The following is an 18,453-nucleotide window of genomic DNA, read 5'->3' as shown; positions in this document are numbered from 1 at the left end:
CCCCGGCACCTACAGCGCCCTCAGCAGCTGCAACTGCCGCCATCCAAGGACGGCAAAGAGGGGAACCAGGATGGCCGCAAGCAGGGGAGAGACGGTCTCGGCGGCGACCCACGCGGCGCCGTTGGCGGCGAGCAGGGCGGCGGCGACGGGCAGCCCGGTCCGATCGCGGGGGTCGAAAGCGCCGGCGCGCCAGCACCACAGCAGCTCGATAGCCGCAACCACCCCCATACCCATACCCATCGCGTGAAAAACGGCGGCGGGAACCAGGGTCCCCGCGGCACTCACTAAAACCATGTAAGCCAGTGCCAGGGCATAGCCGCTGGCGACGGCCGTGAGGAAGCCGATCCCCCGGCCGCTCGCAATCAGGACCGGCTGGAATACCTGCATGACGAGCACGGGAACGAGTATCCATGCGTGTTCGGCCAGCAGCAACAGCGCCCCGTCGAAAGGTGTCGGATCAAGGCTCGCCAGCACCCGCGGAATAACGACCCGCAGCGCCATGGAGAGCGCACCGGCGGCGCACAGGGCCAGGCTCAACGCGGTCGCGGAAAAACCGGCCAGGTTGCCGCTACGGTTGCCTGACGGGCGCTCCAGCGCGGGAAGCAGTGCATTTGTTACCAGCGTGAGAAACTGCTGGAGGATGAGAAACACCTGCAGCACCAGCGCGACCGGACCCAGGTCCCCCAGCTGCGGCGCCAGGTAACGATAGGCCAGCAGCAGGCCGGGAGTGAGCGCCAGGATCAGGAAGCTCGCCAGCCCAACCAGCGCGCCCTCGCGCAGGAACCAGCCGGCGAGCCCGGTATCCCACCGCGGGTGCACCGGCGCATAGCGCGCAGCGTAGAATCGCGCGCCCGTGAGCAGCGTGGCCCACCAAACGAGTGTCTGCAGCAGCGCCAGCTCGTAAAGTGCAGCGCCGGTACCCGCAAACCACAGCACCAGCACGACTTCCAGGGTCATGAAGAAGACGGACAGGCGTATCCACTCGATGCTTCGTCCACGGGCTGTGAACAGTGACGTGACCAGGCCGATAAGGCCCCTCACGAACACTGCCTGCGAGAACACCAGCATCAGCAGCGCGAGATCGTGCCGGGTTTCGGCGGCAAGGGCGATCACCACGATCAGCAGGCCGCTGGCAGCACCGAGTGCCAGGCGCAGGGTAAGGGCGGTGCCGGCGAAGCGATGCTGCTCGTCGTCCGACCTGCTGATCAGGCCGCTGATGAGCAGTTCGTTCCCGCCCCAGGCAGCGAGCGGGAGGAGCAGGACATACCAGCTCTGCGCGTAGGCGTAGAACCCGTACGCCTGCACGCCGATCTGCTCCACCAGCAGGTAGATGAAAACGATGCGCAGCCCGACATGGTAGCTGCGGGCCAGGGCCAGGGCCGCGCCGTTCCACAGAGCCAGGTCAAAAGTGAGTGAGTGTCGCTTGTCCAAGCCCGTACCCGGCCGCGCTGCTCAGGCCGCCACGGCGTCCGGCAGCCTCCTCCGGTAGCCGTGCTGCAGGATAGCATCCACGATGTAGGGCGCGAGGTTGTCATGAGCCTGCAGCCAGCGCTCGCGGCGCTGGCGCCAGGCCTCGAGATCACCGGACAGGCAGCTGTCGATGGCGGCGACCAGGGGCCCGGTTTCCGCTGCTGTCACGTTCACCAGGAGCCTGTCCCGGATCAGTGCATCGATATAGCAGCGCCGGTCATCCACACCGTAGATCGCCGGGACCCCCAGGACGAAGGCCTCGGTCGCAATCGTCGCGCTCTCACCGACGTAGAGGTCACAGTGCGCCAGCAGGTGATGAAAATCGGACGTGCCACCTCGATAGCGCAGGGCTTCGAACTCCGCCGGCAGTTCGCCTTCCGCGGACAGGTGCACGCGCCCGCGCGCCGCGAGATGCTCGACGACGGCGCGGAGCTTCGCGCTGCCCCAGCCACGCGCGCCGACATCGTGGTTCGCGTTCCAGCTGACCACCCGCACCAGGAAGTTGCGCGCGCGAGGATCGAGGCCCACTGCCTCTGCCCGCCGCCGGTCGGCCTGAAAGTTATCCGGATGCAGGTAGGACAGTTCCTTCACGCCGGCAAAACGCGTGGTTCGCCCCCTCGCGATGGGCCCGTCGTAGACCTCGGGGACGTACTGCCACCCGATGAAGGGCAGCGTCAGGCGCTGTTGCAGCACGGCGTGATCCGTATCGTAAAAGCCTATGGCCGGTATCCCCAGCAGGCGCCCGACGTGTGATAGCGCCACGCCACCGAAGCCGCACATCACGTCGGGCCGGAATTCCCTGGCAAAGCGCAGGAGCGCGATGTCCCGCAGAAGCAGCTCCAGCGCCAGCCCCGGCAGCCCCTTTCCGGCCCGCGACAGGCAGCGGCTGGACAGCTCCAGTTCGCGCAGAAGGTCGAGCGTGACGTCCTTGTCCCGTGAGGCGATCCGCAGGTCGTGACCGGCCGCTCGCAGCTGCCTGATCGGGTTGAGGAAGAACAGCACATCCGCAGGATGAACCACCTCGATCAGCACACGCAGTGGCCTGCGACCCTGGGGCACCGCCCCTCTGCTGCCCGGGGAGGGAGGCGGCCGGTCAGCGGGCCGCAAGGGAAAGCGCCCGCTTGATGGGATAGATGAACTGTCGAACCAGGTTGCTGGCCAGCGAGAACGGGCCGCGCCCCGGGGCAGCGGGAAACTCGCTGTCCGGGATGCCGGTTTCCGGGTAGACGGTGTGATCGCGGTACTGCGTCCCGAAAAGCCAGTCCCAGATGGAAAAGGTAAAGCCGAAATTCTTGTCACGATAGGGTTCGTCGCGCCCGTGATGAACCCGGTGAGACTGCGGCGTGACCAGCAGGTAGCGCAGCGGGCCGAGATTGATCCGGACATTCGCATGATAGAACTTCGGGTAGATCGTCTCGAACACCGCCCAGGCGACCAGGACCGGCAGCGCGTTGGCGAGCATCATCGCCGGCAGGAACTTGATGGAACCGGCGATAATCCGTTCGAAGGGATGCACGCGCGCGTCGGTGAAGATATTCAGCTCTGTCTGGGAGTGATGCAGGGCATGGAATTCCCAGAACAGCGGCACCTTGTGCATCAGGTAATGGGCGAACCAGCGGAAGAAGTCCGCCACGAGCACGGCGACGACGAAGCGTGTCAGCGGATGCCAGCTGGCTGCGGCATCGATCGTCATCCAGGACAGGTACTGCTGGTAGGCGGCAAAGAGCAGCGAGGTGTAGGCGGCCAGCAGGGTGATGCGGAACGCCATCGTCACCAGGTACCAGCTGAAATCCTGTACGAAATTCGCCACGGGCTGCCGGCGCCGCTCGGCGGGTAGCTTTGCCTCCAGGACCCAGACCATGGAGAAGAGGATGAAGTAGGCGAGCGGCGAAAACATGGCCTTGTCGGCGCCCACGTGTTCGCGCAATGGCGCCAGCAGCCGCGACAGCAGGGGGAGATCCTCGACCGACTGGGTGGCCAGGAACACGGAGACTGCACCGACCAGCGCCCAAACAGCGAGGGCAAGGGCAGAAAGTACCGGGGGCGTGTCGGGAAGAGCGCCAGACGACACGGTCGAGCCATTCATTGCTGCACCTCCAGGAAGACCCCGCCCACGGCGTTTATCCGAAGTGACCGCCTAATATCGTAGCTGCGCCAGTTGTCGTCAAAGCAGGTCGGCCGTGCCCTGTACCCCCGCCGCCGCCAGGGCGACAATGGGTGCCGAACCGGCAACCGAGAGAGCTATCATGGCTTTTACCACCCTTCGCTACGCAGTCGATGACCGCGTCGCCACCATCACGCTGGACCGGCCCGGCAAGCTCAATGCCATCAACGACGCCCTGCCCCGCGAACTGCGCGCGGCCGTCGAACAGGCCGACGCCGACCCGGACGTCCACGTCATCGTTCTCTGCGGCGCCGGCAAGGGCTTCTGCGGCGGCTACGATCTCGAGCGCTACGCCGAGGCCGAGGGCGAAGTGCCCGGCTCCCAGGCCATGCCCTGGGACCCGACCGTCGATTACGCGCTGATGGCGGGGAACACCGATGACTTCATGGCCCTGTGGCGGGCGAGAAAACCCACGATCTGCAAGATCCACGGCGCCGCGGCGGCCGGCGGCAGCGACATCGCCCTCTGCTGCGACCTGATCGTGATGGCCGAGGACGCCCGCATCGGCTACCCGCCGGCCCGGGTCTGGGGCATCCCCACCACCATGATGTGGGTCTATCGGCTGGGCATCGAGCAGGCCAAGCGCATGCTTTTCACCGGCGACCTGATCAGCGGCAGCGAGGCCGTCCGCATCGGCCTCGTGCACGAGGCGGTGCCCGCCGAAGAGCTGGACGCGGCGGTCGCCCGGCTCTGCGACCGCATCAAGGGCGTGCCGAAGAACCAGCTCATGATGAGCAAGCTGGCCGTGAACCAGGCCTACGAGGCCATGGGGCTCGTGAACACGCAGCGCTTCGCCAATTTCTTCGACGGTATCGCCCGCCACTCCCCGGAGGGGCTGTGGTTCCGCGAGCGCGCCCAGGCCGTGGGCTTCAGGGAGGCCGTGCGCGAGCGTGACTCCGGGGCGCCGATCGCCCCGGGCGTGGACAAGCGGCTGCCCGACTGAGCCGGCGGCTCAACGCGACAGCCGCCCCTCCGGGACCAGTTCCCGGCAGGGGACCTCGGCGGGCCCGCGCCGCCGCGGGCGCAGGCCCGAACCCGGCACCGGCGGACGCCGCACCATTCGGCTACCATTGACGCCTTCGATCCCTCTGCGCCAGGTTCTGCTCCCGCCCTGGTCGTCTTTTCAGCATTCACCGCGGAGGCCGCCATGCTCGAGGCAACAGGACTGACCTACCGCTTCCGCGAAGGCGGCAGCGAGCACGAGCTTCTCCGTGGCGTGGACCTGTCACTGGCGGCAGGTGAGTGCGTCGCGCTGCTCGGCGTCTCCGGTTCCGGCAAGTCGACGCTGCTGAATCTACTCGGCGCCATCGACAGCCCGCAGGCAGGGTCGCTGGTGATCGGCGGCCGCGATATCACACAGCTGGCGGAACCCGAGCGCACCGTGTTCCGCCGGCAGCACCTGGGTTTTGTCTACCAGCGCTTCCTGCTCGTGCCCACGCTAACGGCGGCAGAGAACATACGCCTGCCCCTGGACCTGCTCGCCACGGGCACCGACGAGGCCGGCGCCAGGGTCACTGCGTCGCTTGCCGCCGTGGGGCTGGCGGCGCGGGCGGGGAGCTTCCCGGACCGCCTCTCCGGCGGCGAGCAGCAGCGGGTCGCCATCGCCCGGGCCCTGGTCCACGAGCCGGACCTGGTGCTCGCCGACGAACCCACGGGCAGCCTGGATCCGGAGACCGGCGAGCGGGTGCTCGCGCTGCTCCTGGACCGGGCCCGCCGGGGGCGAGGCGCGCTGCTGGTCGTCACTCACAGCGATGCGGTGGCCCGCCACGCCGACCGGGTGCTGCGCCTGGAACAGGGCCGGGTAGTGCCCGCGTGATGGCCAGCGCCAGGACCAGCCGCCTGCCGCTGGCGGCCAGCCTTCGCTTCTACCGCCAGCACCCGCTGCAGCTGCTGCTCGCACTGCTCGGGATCGCCCTCGGTGCCGCCGTGATCGTCGCCGTCGCCCTGGCGACGCGGGCCGCCACACTGTCCTTCGACCGCTCCCTCGCGGCCCTCGCCGGCCCCATGACCCATGAACTGAAGGCCGTCCAGGGTGCCCTCGATGAGTCCCTCTACCGCCGGCTCCGCCTCGCCCCGTGGACGCCCCCCGCCCTGCCCGTTCTAAGGGTGCGGCTTACGCTTGGTGAGAGCAGTGTCGATGAGAGCAGCGTCGGTGCGAACAGCGCCGGCGGGTATCGTGTCGACCTGGTGGGCATCGACCCCTTCGCCCTGCCCCCGGGCAGCGGCGTACCCGCGCTGCGCGGCGCGGCGCTGTCGCAGCTGCTCACGGAGCCCGGGGCCGTCCTTGTTCCCGGGGCGCTGGCGGCGGAGGCCGCGCTGAGCCCCGGCGAGCCCGCGCTGGCACAGATCGACGGCAGGCCGGTGACGCTCCGCCCGCTCGGCCGCTTCAAAGCCGACGCCGGTGACTGGCTGGGCGATGCGCTCATCGCCGACATCGCCACGGCGCAGGAACTCGCAGGCCGCCCCGGGGAACTCGACCGCATCCAGCTGCGCCTCGATGCCGGCGAAGCAGCCGCCCTGCGCAAACGACTGCCGGCAGGCGTGGTGCTGTCACGCTATGCGGACCAGCGCGAGACCTTCGACGCGATGACCGGCGCTTTCCGCACCAACCTCACGGCCATGAGCCTGCTAGCCATGCTGGTGGGTGCCTTCCTGGTGTACAACACCATGGCTTTCGCCGTGGTCCAGCGCCGCGCCACCTTCGCCGTGTTGCGCATGATCGGGACGACACCCAGACAGCTGTTCCAGCGGCTCCTCCTCGAGGGTCTCGCGCTCGGCCTTGCCGGCGGCCTCCTGGGCCTTGTCCTCGGCCTGGCGCTGGGCCAGGGCCTGCTCACGCTGGTAGCGAGGACGGTCTCCGACCTCTACGTCGCCATCGAACCGGCGCGCCCGGACATCGCGGCGGCGGAGCTGCTTGGCGCACTGGCCGTAACCCTGGGCGCGGTACTGGCCGCGACCCTGGCCCCTGCCCGCGAGGCGGCGCGGACGGCGCCAGCGACGCTCGTGCAGACAGGCGGGGCCGTTGCGGCGGCGGGCTCGGGGCGCGCCGCCGTCTTCGCGGGACTCACCCTGCTCGCCGGCTGTCCCTTGCTGCTCGCCGTGTCCGAGCGGTCACTCCTGGCCGGCTTCACCGCACTGTTCCTGCTCATCGCCGGCTATGCGCTGCTCTGCCCCGCGCTGCTGCGGGCGCTCCTCGCCGGCCTGTTGCGCGCCATGCCCCGGCGCAGCGGCGTCGCGTCAACGCTTGCATTGCGCGGTGTACAGAGTGCGCTACCGCACACCGGCCCGGCAGTCACCGCGCTGGCGATTGCCGTCGCAGCCACGGTGGGCGTCGCCATCATGATCGGCTCCTTCCGCGGCAGCGTCGCCGGCTGGCTGGACACCACGCTCAAGGGCGATCTCTACGTATACCGGGAAGGCGAGGGCGCGCAGCTGGCTCCGGACTGGGAGCAGCGGCTGGCCGCCCTGCCCGCGGTCGCCGCGTTATCCCCCGCCCGGCAGCGGACGGTGCAGGTGGATGGTGAACCGCTGCGCGTGCTCGTTCTTGGCCCCACCGGCATCGCGCCGCACAGCTTCGAGCTGGTCGCCGGCCCGCCGGGCGCCACGGGGAAAACCCTGGGAGCGGCAGACGGCGTGCTCGTGTCCGAGCCGCTGGCGCAGCGCCGCGGCCTGGCGGTGGGCAGCACGGTGACCCTGGCCAGCCCCGGCGGGCCGCTGTCCCTGCCCGTGCGCGGCGTGTACCGCGACTTCGCCAGTTCCTACGGCGCGGCGGTGCTGCCGCGGGCGCTGTACGAGGCGCACTGGCCGGACCGGGCCTTCTCCAGCGTCGCACTCACCCTCACCGCAGGCGCAGACCCCGAGGCGGCACGCCAGCGCATCTTCGCCCTGGGGGAGGCGGCAGGCGTGACGCTGCAGGTGAATTCCAATCGCGCAATCCGCGAGCGCTCACTCGCGATCTTCGACCGCACCTTCGTCATCACCGAGGTGCTGCGCGCGCTCGTGATCATCGTTGCCTTCGTCGGCATCCTCAGCGCGCTCATGGCGCTGTTCCTCGAGCGCAGCCGGGAATTCGCCGTGCTCCGGGCCACCGGCGTAACGCCGCGGCAGCTGCTGTCCCTGGTCCTGGCCCAGGCCGGTGCCAGCGGGCTCCTCGCCGGCCTGCTGGCGCTGCCCCTGGGCGGCGCGCTGTCGCTGCTGCTCATCGACGTGATCAACCGCCGCTCCTTCGGCTGGTCCCTCGCCATGCACATCGACCCGGCGATCATCGTCCACTCAATCCTGCTGGCCGTGGCCGCCGCGGCCCTCGCCGCGCTGTGGCCGGCCCGCCGCCTGGCCGGGGCCGAGCTGCGCGAGGCGCTCTATGCACCGTGAGAAAGACGCTATCGGGACGCGCATGCTGGGCACGCCGCGAAGCGCTTGCTCAGGAGCGCTGGCCGGCGCCCTTCCGGCGACTGCAGCACAAGGGGCACTACGCGCCGCCGGCCTGCTCCTGGCTGCCCTGCTCGCCGGCTGCGAGGCGAGGCCACCGGCGGGCGGGCTCGACGTCGCCAGCGCCCTCGGCGGCGAGGCGACGGCAGGCTTCGCCCGCGCCCGTGAGCCACGCCAGTTCCGCTTTCCCGAGGACCACAACGCCCACCCGGACTTCCGCAACGAGTGGTGGTATTTCACCGGGCAGCTCGCTGCGGAGAGCGGCGAGCGCTTCGGCTACCAGGTGACCTTCTTCCGCGTTGCCCTGGCGCCGCCGGGGCCAGAGCGGCCATCGGCCTGGGCCGCGCGGCAGCTGTGGATGGCTCATGTCGCCATTACCGCGATCGATGGCGGGCGCCACTGGCACCGGGAGCGCTTTGCGCGCGATGCTCTCGGCCTCGCCGGGCAGCAGGTGCAGCCTTTCCGTGTCTGGCTTGAGGACTGGACGCTCAGCGGCGGCGACGGTGGGCGCTTCCCCTGGCAGCTCGCCATAGAGACCGACGCCTTCGAGCTCGCGCTTTCTCTAGAGCCCCTGCGGGCGCCGGTGCTGCAGGGCGATGGCGGCCTGAGCCAGAAGAGCGCCGAGCCGGGCAATGCCTCCTACTACTACTCGATCACGCGGCTGGCGACCCGCGGGACCATCACCGTGGCCGGCGAAGCAAAGACCGTCACCGGCCAATCCTGGCTGGACCGCGAATGGAGCACCAGCGCCCTCGGCGACGGCCAGGCCGGCTGGGACTGGTTTTCCCTGCAGCTCGACAGCGGGGCCGATCTGATGCTCTACCAGCTACGCAGAAAAGACGGCAGCAGTGATCCGCACAGCGGGGGCCTGCTGCTGACCGGCGACAATCGGCGGCGCCCCCTGGGCGTCCGCGACTTCCGGCTCCAGCCGCTGCGCTGGTGGCGGGCAGAGAGCGGCGCCCGCTATCCCGTGGCCTGGGGCGTTGAGCTGCCCGCTGCGGGCCTCGCACTGGAAGTCGAGGCGCTGCTGGATGACCAGGCCATGGCAACGGCGGTGCGCTACTGGGAGGGGGCCGTCGAGGTAAGGGACCCCGACAGTGGCGAAATCGTCGGCCGCGGCTACCTGGAAATGACCGGCTACGAGCGCTGAACCGGATAACGCGTACGCTGCCACCGTAGCCTGCGGGGCGGCCGCATATCCTGAAGCCGCGCCGGTTGCAGCGGCCGCGAAGGCGGCTCAGCGCGAAAGCAGGCCCTTGAGCACCATCTCGCGGTAGGTGACCACGCCGATGATGTCCTTGTGCTCCACCACCGGCGCCGTGGACAGGCCGAAGCGGGAAAAGAGCCGGGCGCAGTAGCGGATGTTCATGGCCGGGTCCACCCCGATCACGGGCTTGGTCATGATCTCGTAGAGGTTGACCCGGTCCGGCGCGCGGTCCCGGGCCAGCACCTGCTCGGCGATGTCGGCCAGCACCACGATGCCGGGCTCGTCGTCCTCGTGGCGGCGCCGGATGAACACCGTGTCGGCGTTTTCGCGCACCATGGTGTCGATGGCCTCCTGCACGGTGGCCATGCCCTCCAGGCAGACGAAACGCTCCTGCATCACGTCGCGGACGCGGACGATCCTGCCGTTGCTCATAGGTCCTCCTCGATACGGTCGGCGAGCACGGAAAGCTGGTGGGAAACGCCCACGGCGTCCTCGACATCGATCTGCACGGCGATGCCCGTGCCGGGGCTGTTGTCGAAGTCACCGGCCCGGGCGATCTCCTCGAGGATGTGCCGGGCAAGGTGCTCCTCGACCAGGAACAGGAGCACGTCCCGCTGGGTCTCGAGCGACAGACCGAGGAAAGTCTTCTTCTGCCGGAGCCCCTCCCCGCGCGCGTTGTTGATGACCGTCGCGCCGGTGGCGCCCGCGGTCCGGGCCGCATCGAGGACATCGTCGCTGCGCGCGTCCTCCACGAAGGCCATGATCAGCTTGAAGTGCATGGTGCTAGTTTACCTCCTCAGGTTCTGGGTCGCGGCGCCGGGCACGCAGTTCGGAAAGCTGCGCGTAGGCCATGACGGTCATCATGGGAAACAGGCTGGCAAAGGCGATGAGGCCGAAGCCATCGAGCAGCGGGCTGCGCCCGGGCACGGTCTCCGCGAGCCCGAGGCCCAGGGCGGCGACCAGCGGCACGGTTACCGTGGAAGTGGTGACGCCCCCGGAGTCGTAGGCCAGGGGAACGATTAGCCGCGGCGCAAAGAATGTCTGCAGCACGACGATCACGTAGCCGGTGATGATGAACCAGTGGATCGGCGCGCCGACGATGATGCGGAAGGTGCCCAGGGTAATCCCCACGGCCACACCGAGGGCCACGGCCAGTCGCAGCCCCCAGATGCCGATGGCCCCGCCGGAGACCTCGTTGGCCTTGATCGCCACGGCAATCAGCGAGGGCTCGGCGATGGTCGTGCTGAAACCCACGGCGAAGGCAAAGAGGTACACCCAGCCGTAGTCCTCCCAGCTCAGCGCGCTCGCCACGGCCCCGGGGCCGGCGATGAACTCGGGCGCCGTGAGCTGCCCGGCCATGACCCGGCCGAGCGGGAACAGGGCTTTCTCGAGGCCCAGCAGGAACAGGGACAGGCCGATCAGCACGTAGAGAAAGCCGATGACGATGCGGCGCAGGTGGGGCGGCGGCTCCCGGATGACGAGGAACTGGAAGCCTAGCAGCACGGCGGCAATCGGCAGGACGTCGCGGATGGTGGCGACGGTGGTCGCCAGGAACTCCGCAAGCAGTCCCCCGTCGCTCATGCGTAGAGCATCCCGTAACCCATGACGAAGATCATCGGCGTGAGCGACGCGAAGGCGATGAGGCCGAAGCCGTCGATCATCGGGTTGCGGCCGCGGATCGCCGAGGCGAGACCGACGCCGAGGGCCGTCACCAGGGGCACGGTGATCGTCGAGGTGGTCACGCCGCCGCTGTCGTAGGCGATACCGATGATCTCCTTCGGCGCGATGGCCGTCATGCAGACCACGAGCACATAACCGCCGGCGATCATGAGGTGGATCGGCCAGCCGCGGAGGATGCGCAGCACGCCGACGATGATCGCGATACCCACGGACACGGCGACCGTGAGGCGCAGGCCGAGGGCGTAGCGCGCCATCGCCGGCTCGCTGTTCTCGATCATGCGGCCGTCCGCGGCGATGGCCGCCGCCTCGCCGGCAACGGCGATGAGTGCCGGTTCGGCAATGGTGGTGCCGAAGCCGAGTGCGAAAGCGAACAGCAGGAGCCAGAACACCGAGCCCTTGCGGGCGAGGGCGTAGGCCATGGACTCGCCGATGGGGAACAGGCCGAGCTCGAGACCGAAGATGAAGAAGGTCAGCCCCAGGACCACGAAGCCCAGGCCGAGGCCGAGTTCCAGCGCGTTCGGCAACGGCTGGCCGAGGACCAGGAGCTGGAACACCAGGACAAGGAGCACCACCGGCGCGAGGTCCCGGAGGCTGCCGAGGGTGATCTTCAGGAAGGCCAGCAGGTTGTCGCGCAAGAAAATCCCGTCCCGATCCAAGGCACGCACCATGCTAACGGTGCGGGCGCCGGCCGGCCTTGAGGTCTGTCAAGGTTGGGGCCGGGCGGATCAGCGCAGGGCGGCGGCGAGGGCGTTGAAGAACACGTACTCGTCGATGGCGTCGGTCCCCTCGGGTTTCGGCTGGGCGCTCCACAGGGCCACCACCAGCCGGTCCGCCGGGTGCACGTAGACGAACTGGCCGAAGATGCCGATGGCCGCATAGGCGCCCTCGTCCAGGGGCCACCACATGTAGCCGTACTCCACCGTCTCGCCGCCGATGCGCTGCGGGCCCGTGGCGGCCTCGATCCAGCCGTCGGGCAACGTCGGCTCCCCCGCCACGACCGCGCCCTCGAGCATGAACTGGCCGAAGCGCGCATAGTCCCGGAGCGTCGCCGACAGGCCGCTGCCGCCGATCTCCAGCCCGCCGGGCGAGGCGAGCCACCAGGTGGCGTCCGAGGCCATGCCCGCCGGTTGCCAGATCTTCTCCGAGAGATAGTCGGCCACGGGCCGGCCCGTGGCCGCTGCCACCAGCGCGCCGACCACCTGCGTCTCCCCGGTGCTGTAGTTCCAGCGGGTGCCGGGCGCCGCCGCGCGCGGCAGCGAGGCCATGAGCTCGAGGATGGCCCCCGGCTCCTGGCCAAGCTGCGCCTCGAGCATCGCGCGCCGGTCCGAGGCCGGGTCCGTGTAGGTCTCGTTCCAGCGCACGCCCGAGGCCATCTGCAGCAGCTGGCGCACCGTGACGCCGTCGTAGGCGCTGCCGGCGAAGCGCGGCAGGTAGCGCTTGAGGGTGTCGTCAAGGCTGTCGATGTAGCCGTCGCGGATCGCCATGCCGACGAGCGTGGCGGTCATGGACTTGACCACCGACATGGACATCCAGCGCGTGTCGGGACCGTTGCCCAGGCCGTAGTACTCGAAGGCGACCTCGCCGTCCTTGAGCACCAGCATGCCGGCCACGCGGTTGACCGAGAGGTAGTCATAGAGATCCCAGCGGCGGCCGCGGGACTCGAAGCGGAAGTTGCCCAGCGTTTCCGCGGCCGGCGGCAGCGGGCGCGGCACCCCGCCGGCGCGCACCGTGCGGGTGGGAAAGAGCCGGTGGATGTTGCGAAAGGTGTTGACCTGGATAGCCGGCAGGAGCAGGCCGTCGTAGACTTCGCGAACGGTACCGATGGGCTCGTCCCCGTGCGGGTCGCCGGCCAGTGCATTGGGGGCGAGGGCGAGCAGAGCGCTGCCCGCCGCGCAGAACAGCTTGCGCTTCAGGCATCGCCAGTCCGGTCGCTCCGCCGGCGCAGAGCGCGAGACCCGCCTCCGGGGCATGGCGCGGCTCACCCGGCGAAACCCTCGCCGCCGGCACCCTCGGCAAAGCGCATGAGGCGGCTGTCCTCGACCGCCAGGGTGCGGTGGTGGACGATCGCCTGGTAGTCGGGGTTGGTGACCATCGCCATGAAGGCTCCGGCGTCAGGGTAACGGGCCACGAAGGCGACGTCCCACTGCTTGTCGTCGGGCCCGATCACCATGGCCTCCCAGGTGCCGCGCCAGACGATCTCGCCACCGAGGCCGCGGAAAATCGGCCCGCTGTGCTCGCCATAGCGCCGGTAGGCCTCGGCACCGCTGACGACTTCGCCATCCGGGTACTCGACGGTCTCCTTCAGGCGGATGAGGTTGAGCATGAGGATCGGGGTATCCCGCGGCAGCGCCTTGAAGGCCTCGAACTGTTCGCGGGTGGGATCGATATGCGCCATGAAAAAGCTCCGTACATTCTGCGCTCCAGGAGGAAGCTGGATAGTCACCCGCCCCGGTGCTAACGTCAAACGCGCTTCGATGCCTGACGGAGACCTCCATGCGCCGCCCATTTCCCGCCCTCGTTGCAGCGGCCCTGGCCGCGGTCTGCTTGCCCTTGCTCGCCTTCGCCGGCCCGCCCGCCGCGGGCTCCGCGCTGCAGGCGGTGGATAGCGCCCTGGCACGCATCGCGCGCAGTGATGCCAGCTACGGCGCCGTCATCGCCGTCGACGCCGCCGCAGCGCGCGCCGCCGCGGCTGCCCAGGATGCCCTGGCACCGGCGGAGCGCGAGGCGCTGCCCCTGGGGGGCGAACCAGTCCTGCTCAAGGACAACATCGAGAGCCGGGAGCTGCCCACCACCGCCGGCTCCCTGGCGCTTGCGGAGAACCGCACCGGGCGCGATGCGCCGCTGGTAGCGCAGCTGCGCGCCGCCGGCGCGATCGTCCTCGGCAAGACCAACCTCTCCGAGTGGGCGAACTTCCGCTCCTACCACTCGGTCTCCGGCTGGTCCGCCGTCGGCGGCCAGACCGTGAATGCGGTGGACCCGCGGCGCTCGCCCTGCGGGTCCAGCTCCGGCTCGGCGGTGGCCGTGGCCCTGGGCTACGTCGACATCGCCATCGGCACCGAAACCTCCGGCTCTATCGTCTGCCCCGCCGCCGCCAACGGCGTCGTGGGGGTGAAGCCGACGCACGGGCTGGTCGCCGGGGCCGGCATCGTGCCGATCGCCGCCAGCCAGGACACCGCCGGACCGATCACCCGCGACGTCGCCCTCGCCGCCCGCACCCTGGCGGCCATGCTCGATCCGGAAGCCCCCGGAGCCGCGGCCGTCGCCGCGGGGCTTGCCGACGTGGCAGGCCTTGCCGACCTCGGCGGCGTCCGCATCGGCGTTTTCGCCAACACCACGGGCTACGCCGCGGAGCGGGACCGGGAGCTGGATGCCGTGCTCGCCCGGGCCCGGGCCGATGGCGCCACCGTGATCCCGGGGCTGGCCATCGAGCGCTACGAGGGCTTCCGCGACGATGCCCTGGCCGTGCTGCTCTATGAGTTCCGCCGGGACCTGGCCGCTTACCTGGCTGGCCTGCCGAACGCCTTCGCGGCACTGACCCTGGAAGACCTCATCGCCTTCAACGCCGGCCATCCCGGCCGGGAGCTGCGCTACTTCGGCCAGGAGATCTTCCTGGCCGCCCGCGACCTGGAGCTCGACGCGACCGGTTACGAGACCACCCGGACCCGGCTCCGCCGCCTGGCGCGTCAGGAGGGCCTGGACCGGCTCTTCGCAGAGGCGGAGCTGGATGTCCTCATCGGCATCACGGAAGGCCCCGCGTGGATGATCGACCCGGTGAACGGTGACGCGTTCTTCGGCGAAAGCATGGCCTCCCTGCCCGCCATCGCCGGCAACCCGCACGTGACGCTGCCCCTCGGCACGGTGGACGGCCTGCCGCTGGGCATTTCCCTGGTCGGCCGGCGCGGCGAGGACCATGAGCTCCTGCGTATCGCCCACCGCCTCGAAGCGCTGCACCGCCGCGGTCCCTGACCTGAATCAAGGGAAAGCCGCGGCGACCTGACCGCCGGTGCCCGGCTTCGTTACACTCTCCCCACGTTCAAAGAGAGGCCCGGGCATGCGGCAGGAGCGCGCGGACATCGTGATCATCGGCGGCGGCGGCGCCGGCCTGCGTGCGGCCATCGCCGCGGCCGAGGCGGACCCGTCCCTCGACATCGCGCTCGTCTCGAAGGTCTACCCGATGCGCAGCCACACGGTGGCCGCGGAGGGCGGCTGTGCCGGCGTGGTGCAGGACCACGATTCCATCGACAATCACTTCGACGACACGGTCTCCGGCGGCGACTGGCTCTGCGACCAGGACGTGGTCGAGTACTTCGTGCGCCACGCCGCGGAGGAGAACCTGCGCCTCGAACACTGGGGCTGCCCCTGGAGCCGCAGGCCCGACGGCCGCGTGAACGTGCGCGCCTTCGGCGGCATGAAGATCGAGCGCACCTGGTTCGCCGCCGACAAGACCGGCTTTCACATCCTGCACACGCTGTTCCAGACCTCGCTCAAGTATCCGTCCATCCGCCGCTTCGACGAGCTGTTCTGCACGGACCTGCTGGTGGCCGACGGCCACTGCGGCGGCGTGCAGGGCATTCACATGGCCAGCGGCGAGCACGTCGCGCTCCTGGCGCCGGCCGTCATCATCGCCACCGGCGGCGCGGCCCGGGTCTACCGCTACAACACCAACGGCGGCATCGTCACCGGTGACGGCATGGCGATGGCCTACCGCCAGGGCGTGCCCCTGCGCGACATGGAGTTCGTCCAGTACCACCCCACCGGGCTGCCGGGCTCCGGCATCCTGATCACCGAGGCGGCCCGCGGCGAAGGGGGCGTGCTGACCAACAGCGAGGGCTACCGTTACCTGCAGGACTACGGCCTCGGCCCCGAGACCCCGCTCGGCGCGCCACAGAACAAGACCATGGAACTCGGCCCCCGGGACAAGGTAAGCCAGGCCTTCTGGCACGAATCCCAGGCCGGGCGGACCCTGTCCTCGCCGCGCGGCGAGGCGGTCAACCTGGACCTGCGCCACCTCGGCGAGGCCTACATTGACGAACGCCTGCCTTTCATCCGGGAACTCGCCCGCACCTACATCGACGTCGACCCGGTGCACGAGCCCATCCCGGTGCGCCCCACGGCCCACTACACCATGGGCGGTATCCAGACCGACGGGCGCACCGCCACCGCCCTGCCCGGCCTGTTCGCCGCCGGCGAGTGCGCCAGCGTGGGGCTCCACGGCGCCAACCGCCTCGGCTCCAACTCCCTTGCCGAGCTTTCCGTCTTCGGCCGCGTGGCCGGCGAGGCGGCGGCGGCGATGGCCCGCGCCGGCAGCACGCCGGCCGAAGGCGAACTGCTCGCCCAGGCGCGGGACAACGCGGCACGCCGGGACGCACTGCGCGCCAAGCGAGGCACGGAGAAGCTCGCGGACCTGCGCAACGCCATGGCCGAGGCCATGGAGGCCGGCGTCGGCATCCAGCGCATGCCCACAGCGATGGAAGAGACCGCCGCAACGCTCCGCGACCTGCGCGAGCGCTACGGGCGGCTCAAGCTTGAGGACGACAGCCTCGCCTTCAATACGGAGTGGCTCTCGGCGATCGAGCTCGGCTTCCTCCTCGATGTGGCGGAGGCGATGACCGCCGCGGCCCTCGCCCGCCGCGAGTCCCGCGGCAGCCACCAGCGCCCCGAGGACTTCCCGGCGCGCGACGACACGCACTTTCTCAAGCACAGCCTCGCGCACTACCGCGGCACCGAGGCGCCCGCCGTGGCCTGGCAGGACGTGAACATCACCCGCTCCCAGCCCGGCGAGCGGCTCTATGGGGGTGCCGCGCGGGCCAAGGAGACGGCGCAATGAGTGAAAGCATTGCCCTCTACGTGGCCCGCTACCGCCCCGGCGAGGACGAGGCGCCGACGGAGCAACGCTACGATGTGCCACTGAGCGCCGACCTGTCGGTCCTGGAGGCGCTCAACTACATCAAGGACGAGCTGGATCCGACGCTGGCCTATCGCTGGTCCTGCCGCATGGCGATCTGCGGCAGCTGTGGCGTCATGATCGACGGCGAACCGCGACTGGGCTGCAAGACCTTCCTGCGCGAGTTCGCAGACCGGGGCGAACTGCACGTGCAGGCCCTGGACCATTTCCCCGTGGAGCGCGACCTCATCGTCGACCTCGAGGGGTTCATGGACCACCTGGAGGCGGTGAAGCCCTGGATGTTCCACGAGGCCGAGCGCCCGGTCACGGAGGGCGAGTACCGGCAGACACCGGCGGAGCTCGAGCGCTACCAGCCGTTCAGCCAGTGCATCAACTGCGGCCTGTGCTATGCCGCCTGCCCGCAGTTCGGGCGCGACGACAGCTTCCTCGGGCCGGCGGCGCTGACCCTGGCGCTGCGCTACAACCTCGACTCCCGCGATGACGGCGCCGGCGAGCGCATGGCGGCGCTGAACGCCGACGAGGGGGTCTGGCGCTGTACCTTCGTCGGCTACTGCTCCGAGGTCTGTCCCAAGGACGTCGACCCGGCGCAGGCCGTCAACCGGGGCAAGGTCGCCTCGACGATCAATTACGGGCTGAACCTGCTCCGGCTGGCGGGAGGCAAGCGCGATGCGTAAACCCTGGTATCCGACCCAGCGCTGGAACTGGTGGCAGCGCAACCCGGCCTATCGCCGTTACCTGCTGCGCGAGGCGACGGCGCTGCCGCTGTTCGTTTACGCCCTGGTGCTGGTCAGCGGCCTGTACCGCTATACGCAGGGGCAGCTTGCCTTCACCCGCTGGCTCGAGGCGCTGCAGTCACCCGGCTGGCTGGTTTTCCATGCGATCGCTCTGGCGGCCTGTGTGCTGCACGCGGTCACCTGGATCGAGCTCGTGCCCAAGCTGCTCGTGGTGCCGGGACTCAGCGGCATCACCATCAAGCGGGGCCACCAGGTGGCGGCGCTTATCGGGTCCGCCGTCGTCGTGGGCGCGGCCCTTGCCAGCTGGCCCCTCGGGGGAGGTGGCTCATGAAGCGATCCAACGAACCCATCGCCTGGAGCCTCTTCGGCGCCGGCGGCATGCTGCTGGCCCTCATCGGGCCGGGGCTGGTGCTGGCCACGGGCTTCCTGCTCCCCTTCGCCGAGCCGGTGGCGACCTGGCACGCCGTGGATGCCTTCATTGCCAACCCGCTGGGCAAGCTGCTGCTCCTGGCCGTGATTGCCCTGCCGCTCTACCACACGGTGCACCGGCTGCATCACGGCCTGCAGGAACTGCACGTCCCGCTGCCCCACGGGCTGGTCGCGCTCCTCTGCTACGGCAGCGCCACCGTGCTGACCATTGCCAGCGCCAGCTGGCTGTTGGTGCGCTAGACGCCAGCTACCCGCGCTGCCGCGCCGGACTGCCAGGCACGCTCGTGCAGGTAGAAAGCCACCGTGTTGACCAGCGGTTCCAGCAGCGCGAGGGTGCCTCCAAGCCAGGGACTGCCCGTGACCAGCCAGCCCAGGACGAACGCCACCGTGAAGTGGACGGCGGCAAAGCTCGCCGTTTTCTTTCCAGCCATGGTAC

The 18,453-nt window shown here is 69.8% G+C and carries 19 protein-coding genes; 9 read left to right on the top strand and 10 right to left on the bottom strand.

The genetic code is table 11. The features are described 5' to 3' along the window. Positions 1-9 precede the first annotated feature (9 nt). The 3 genes from ACX93N_RS05085 to ACX93N_RS05075 are packed head-to-tail and all read right to left on the bottom strand — an operon-like array spanning position 10 to position 3,556. A complete protein-coding gene (locus ACX93N_RS05085) occupies positions 10-1,431 on the bottom strand; it encodes an MATE family efflux transporter (RefSeq protein WP_459427313.1) in 1,422 nt (473 codons plus the stop codon). Positions 1,432-1,452: 21 nt separating this feature from the next. Further along, a complete protein-coding gene (locus tag ACX93N_RS05080) occupies positions 1,453-2,529 on the bottom strand; it encodes a DUF354 domain-containing protein (RefSeq protein ID WP_459427312.1) in 1,077 nt (358 codons plus the stop codon). A gap of 34 nt (positions 2,530-2,563) precedes the next feature. Next, positions 2,564-3,556: a sterol desaturase family protein gene (locus ACX93N_RS05075; RefSeq protein ID WP_459427311.1), complete on the bottom strand. Its 993-nt coding sequence runs from the start codon at positions 3,554-3,556 to the stop codon at positions 2,564-2,566. Positions 3,557-3,716: 160 nt separating this feature from the next. On the opposite strand from ACX93N_RS05075, the gene ACX93N_RS05070 reads away from it, so the two are divergent. From ACX93N_RS05070 to ACX93N_RS05055, 4 genes are all read left to right on the top strand, one after another. Then, complete coding sequence (locus ACX93N_RS05070) at positions 3,717-4,577, top strand: crotonase/enoyl-CoA hydratase family protein (RefSeq protein ID WP_459427310.1); 861 nt, start codon at positions 3,717-3,719, stop codon at positions 4,575-4,577. A gap of 204 nt (positions 4,578-4,781) precedes the next feature. Continuing rightward, a complete protein-coding gene (locus ACX93N_RS05065) occupies positions 4,782-5,450 on the top strand; it encodes an ABC transporter ATP-binding protein (RefSeq protein ID WP_459427309.1) in 669 nt (222 codons plus the stop codon). Continuing rightward, positions 5,450-8,005, top strand: coding sequence for an FtsX-like permease family protein (locus ACX93N_RS05060; protein ID WP_459427308.1), 2,556 nt, complete (start codon positions 5,450-5,452; stop codon positions 8,003-8,005). The genes ACX93N_RS05065 and ACX93N_RS05060 overlap by 1 nt, the downstream gene beginning before the upstream one ends. Continuing rightward, positions 7,995-9,212 (top strand): lipocalin-like domain-containing protein, encoded by a 1,218-nt coding sequence (locus ACX93N_RS05055; RefSeq protein WP_459427307.1) that lies wholly within the window; start codon positions 7,995-7,997, stop codon positions 9,210-9,212. Before ACX93N_RS05060 ends, ACX93N_RS05055 begins: the two co-directional genes overlap by 11 nt. A gap of 87 nt (positions 9,213-9,299) precedes the next feature. Here the strand turns inward: ACX93N_RS05055 and ACX93N_RS05050 are convergent, their stop codons facing one another. From ACX93N_RS05050 to ACX93N_RS05025, 6 genes are all read right to left on the bottom strand, one after another. Continuing rightward, positions 9,300-9,701: a CBS domain-containing protein gene (locus tag ACX93N_RS05050; RefSeq protein ID WP_459427306.1), complete on the bottom strand. Its 402-nt coding sequence runs from the start codon at positions 9,699-9,701 to the stop codon at positions 9,300-9,302. Further along, complete coding sequence (locus tag ACX93N_RS05045; protein ID WP_459427305.1) at positions 9,698-10,048, bottom strand: P-II family nitrogen regulator; 351 nt, start codon at positions 10,046-10,048, stop codon at positions 9,698-9,700. Before ACX93N_RS05045 ends, ACX93N_RS05050 begins: the two co-directional genes overlap by 4 nt. A gap of 4 nt (positions 10,049-10,052) precedes the next feature. After that, positions 10,053-10,850, bottom strand: a complete 798-nt coding sequence (locus ACX93N_RS05040; RefSeq protein ID WP_459427304.1) for a DUF1538 domain-containing protein — start codon at positions 10,848-10,850, stop codon at positions 10,053-10,055. Then, positions 10,847-11,584, bottom strand: a complete 738-nt coding sequence (locus ACX93N_RS05035; RefSeq protein WP_459427303.1) for a DUF1538 family protein — start codon at positions 11,582-11,584, stop codon at positions 10,847-10,849. The genes ACX93N_RS05040 and ACX93N_RS05035 overlap by 4 nt, the downstream gene beginning before the upstream one ends. 90 nt (positions 11,585-11,674) lie before the next feature. Then, positions 11,675-12,919 carry a serine hydrolase domain-containing protein gene (locus ACX93N_RS05030; RefSeq protein WP_459427302.1) on the bottom strand — a complete coding sequence of 415 codons (1,245 nt, stop codon included), beginning with the start codon at positions 12,917-12,919 and terminating at the stop codon, positions 11,675-11,677. Between the two features lie 8 nt (positions 12,920-12,927). After that, positions 12,928-13,344, bottom strand: a complete 417-nt coding sequence (locus ACX93N_RS05025) for a DUF1330 domain-containing protein (RefSeq protein WP_459427301.1) — start codon at positions 13,342-13,344, stop codon at positions 12,928-12,930. Between the two features lie 98 nt (positions 13,345-13,442). On the opposite strand from ACX93N_RS05025, the gene ACX93N_RS05020 reads away from it, so the two are divergent. From ACX93N_RS05020 to frdD, 5 genes are all read left to right on the top strand, one after another. After that, positions 13,443-14,915, top strand: a complete 1,473-nt coding sequence (locus tag ACX93N_RS05020) for an amidase family protein (RefSeq protein ID WP_459427300.1) — start codon at positions 13,443-13,445, stop codon at positions 14,913-14,915. A gap of 85 nt (positions 14,916-15,000) precedes the next feature. Continuing rightward, entirely contained in the window at positions 15,001-16,776 is a 1,776-nt protein-coding gene (gene frdA, locus ACX93N_RS05015) for a fumarate reductase (quinol) flavoprotein subunit (RefSeq protein WP_459427299.1), read from the top strand. Then, a complete protein-coding gene (locus ACX93N_RS05010) occupies positions 16,773-17,528 on the top strand; it encodes a succinate dehydrogenase/fumarate reductase iron-sulfur subunit (protein ID WP_459427298.1) in 756 nt (251 codons plus the stop codon). Before frdA ends, ACX93N_RS05010 begins: the two co-directional genes overlap by 4 nt. Then, positions 17,521-17,919 (top strand): fumarate reductase subunit C, encoded by a 399-nt coding sequence (locus ACX93N_RS05005; RefSeq protein WP_459427297.1) that lies wholly within the window; start codon positions 17,521-17,523, stop codon positions 17,917-17,919. Before ACX93N_RS05010 ends, ACX93N_RS05005 begins: the two co-directional genes overlap by 8 nt. Next, entirely contained in the window at positions 17,916-18,257 is a 342-nt protein-coding gene (gene frdD / locus ACX93N_RS05000; RefSeq protein ID WP_459427296.1) for a fumarate reductase subunit FrdD, read from the top strand. Before ACX93N_RS05005 ends, frdD begins: the two co-directional genes overlap by 4 nt. Here frdD and ACX93N_RS04995 read toward each other — a convergent pair. Beyond that, positions 18,254-18,448 carry a DUF2061 domain-containing protein gene (locus tag ACX93N_RS04995; RefSeq protein ID WP_459427295.1) on the bottom strand — a complete coding sequence of 65 codons (195 nt, stop codon included), beginning with the start codon at positions 18,446-18,448 and terminating at the stop codon, positions 18,254-18,256. The genes frdD and ACX93N_RS04995 overlap by 4 nt on opposite strands. Positions 18,449-18,453: the final 5 nt, after the last annotated feature.

The sequence above is a fragment of the Pseudohaliea sp. genome, from assembly GCF_054552115.1.
Note: the sequence above shows the minus strand (reverse complement) of the source record. Positions and strands in the feature narration are given on the sequence as shown.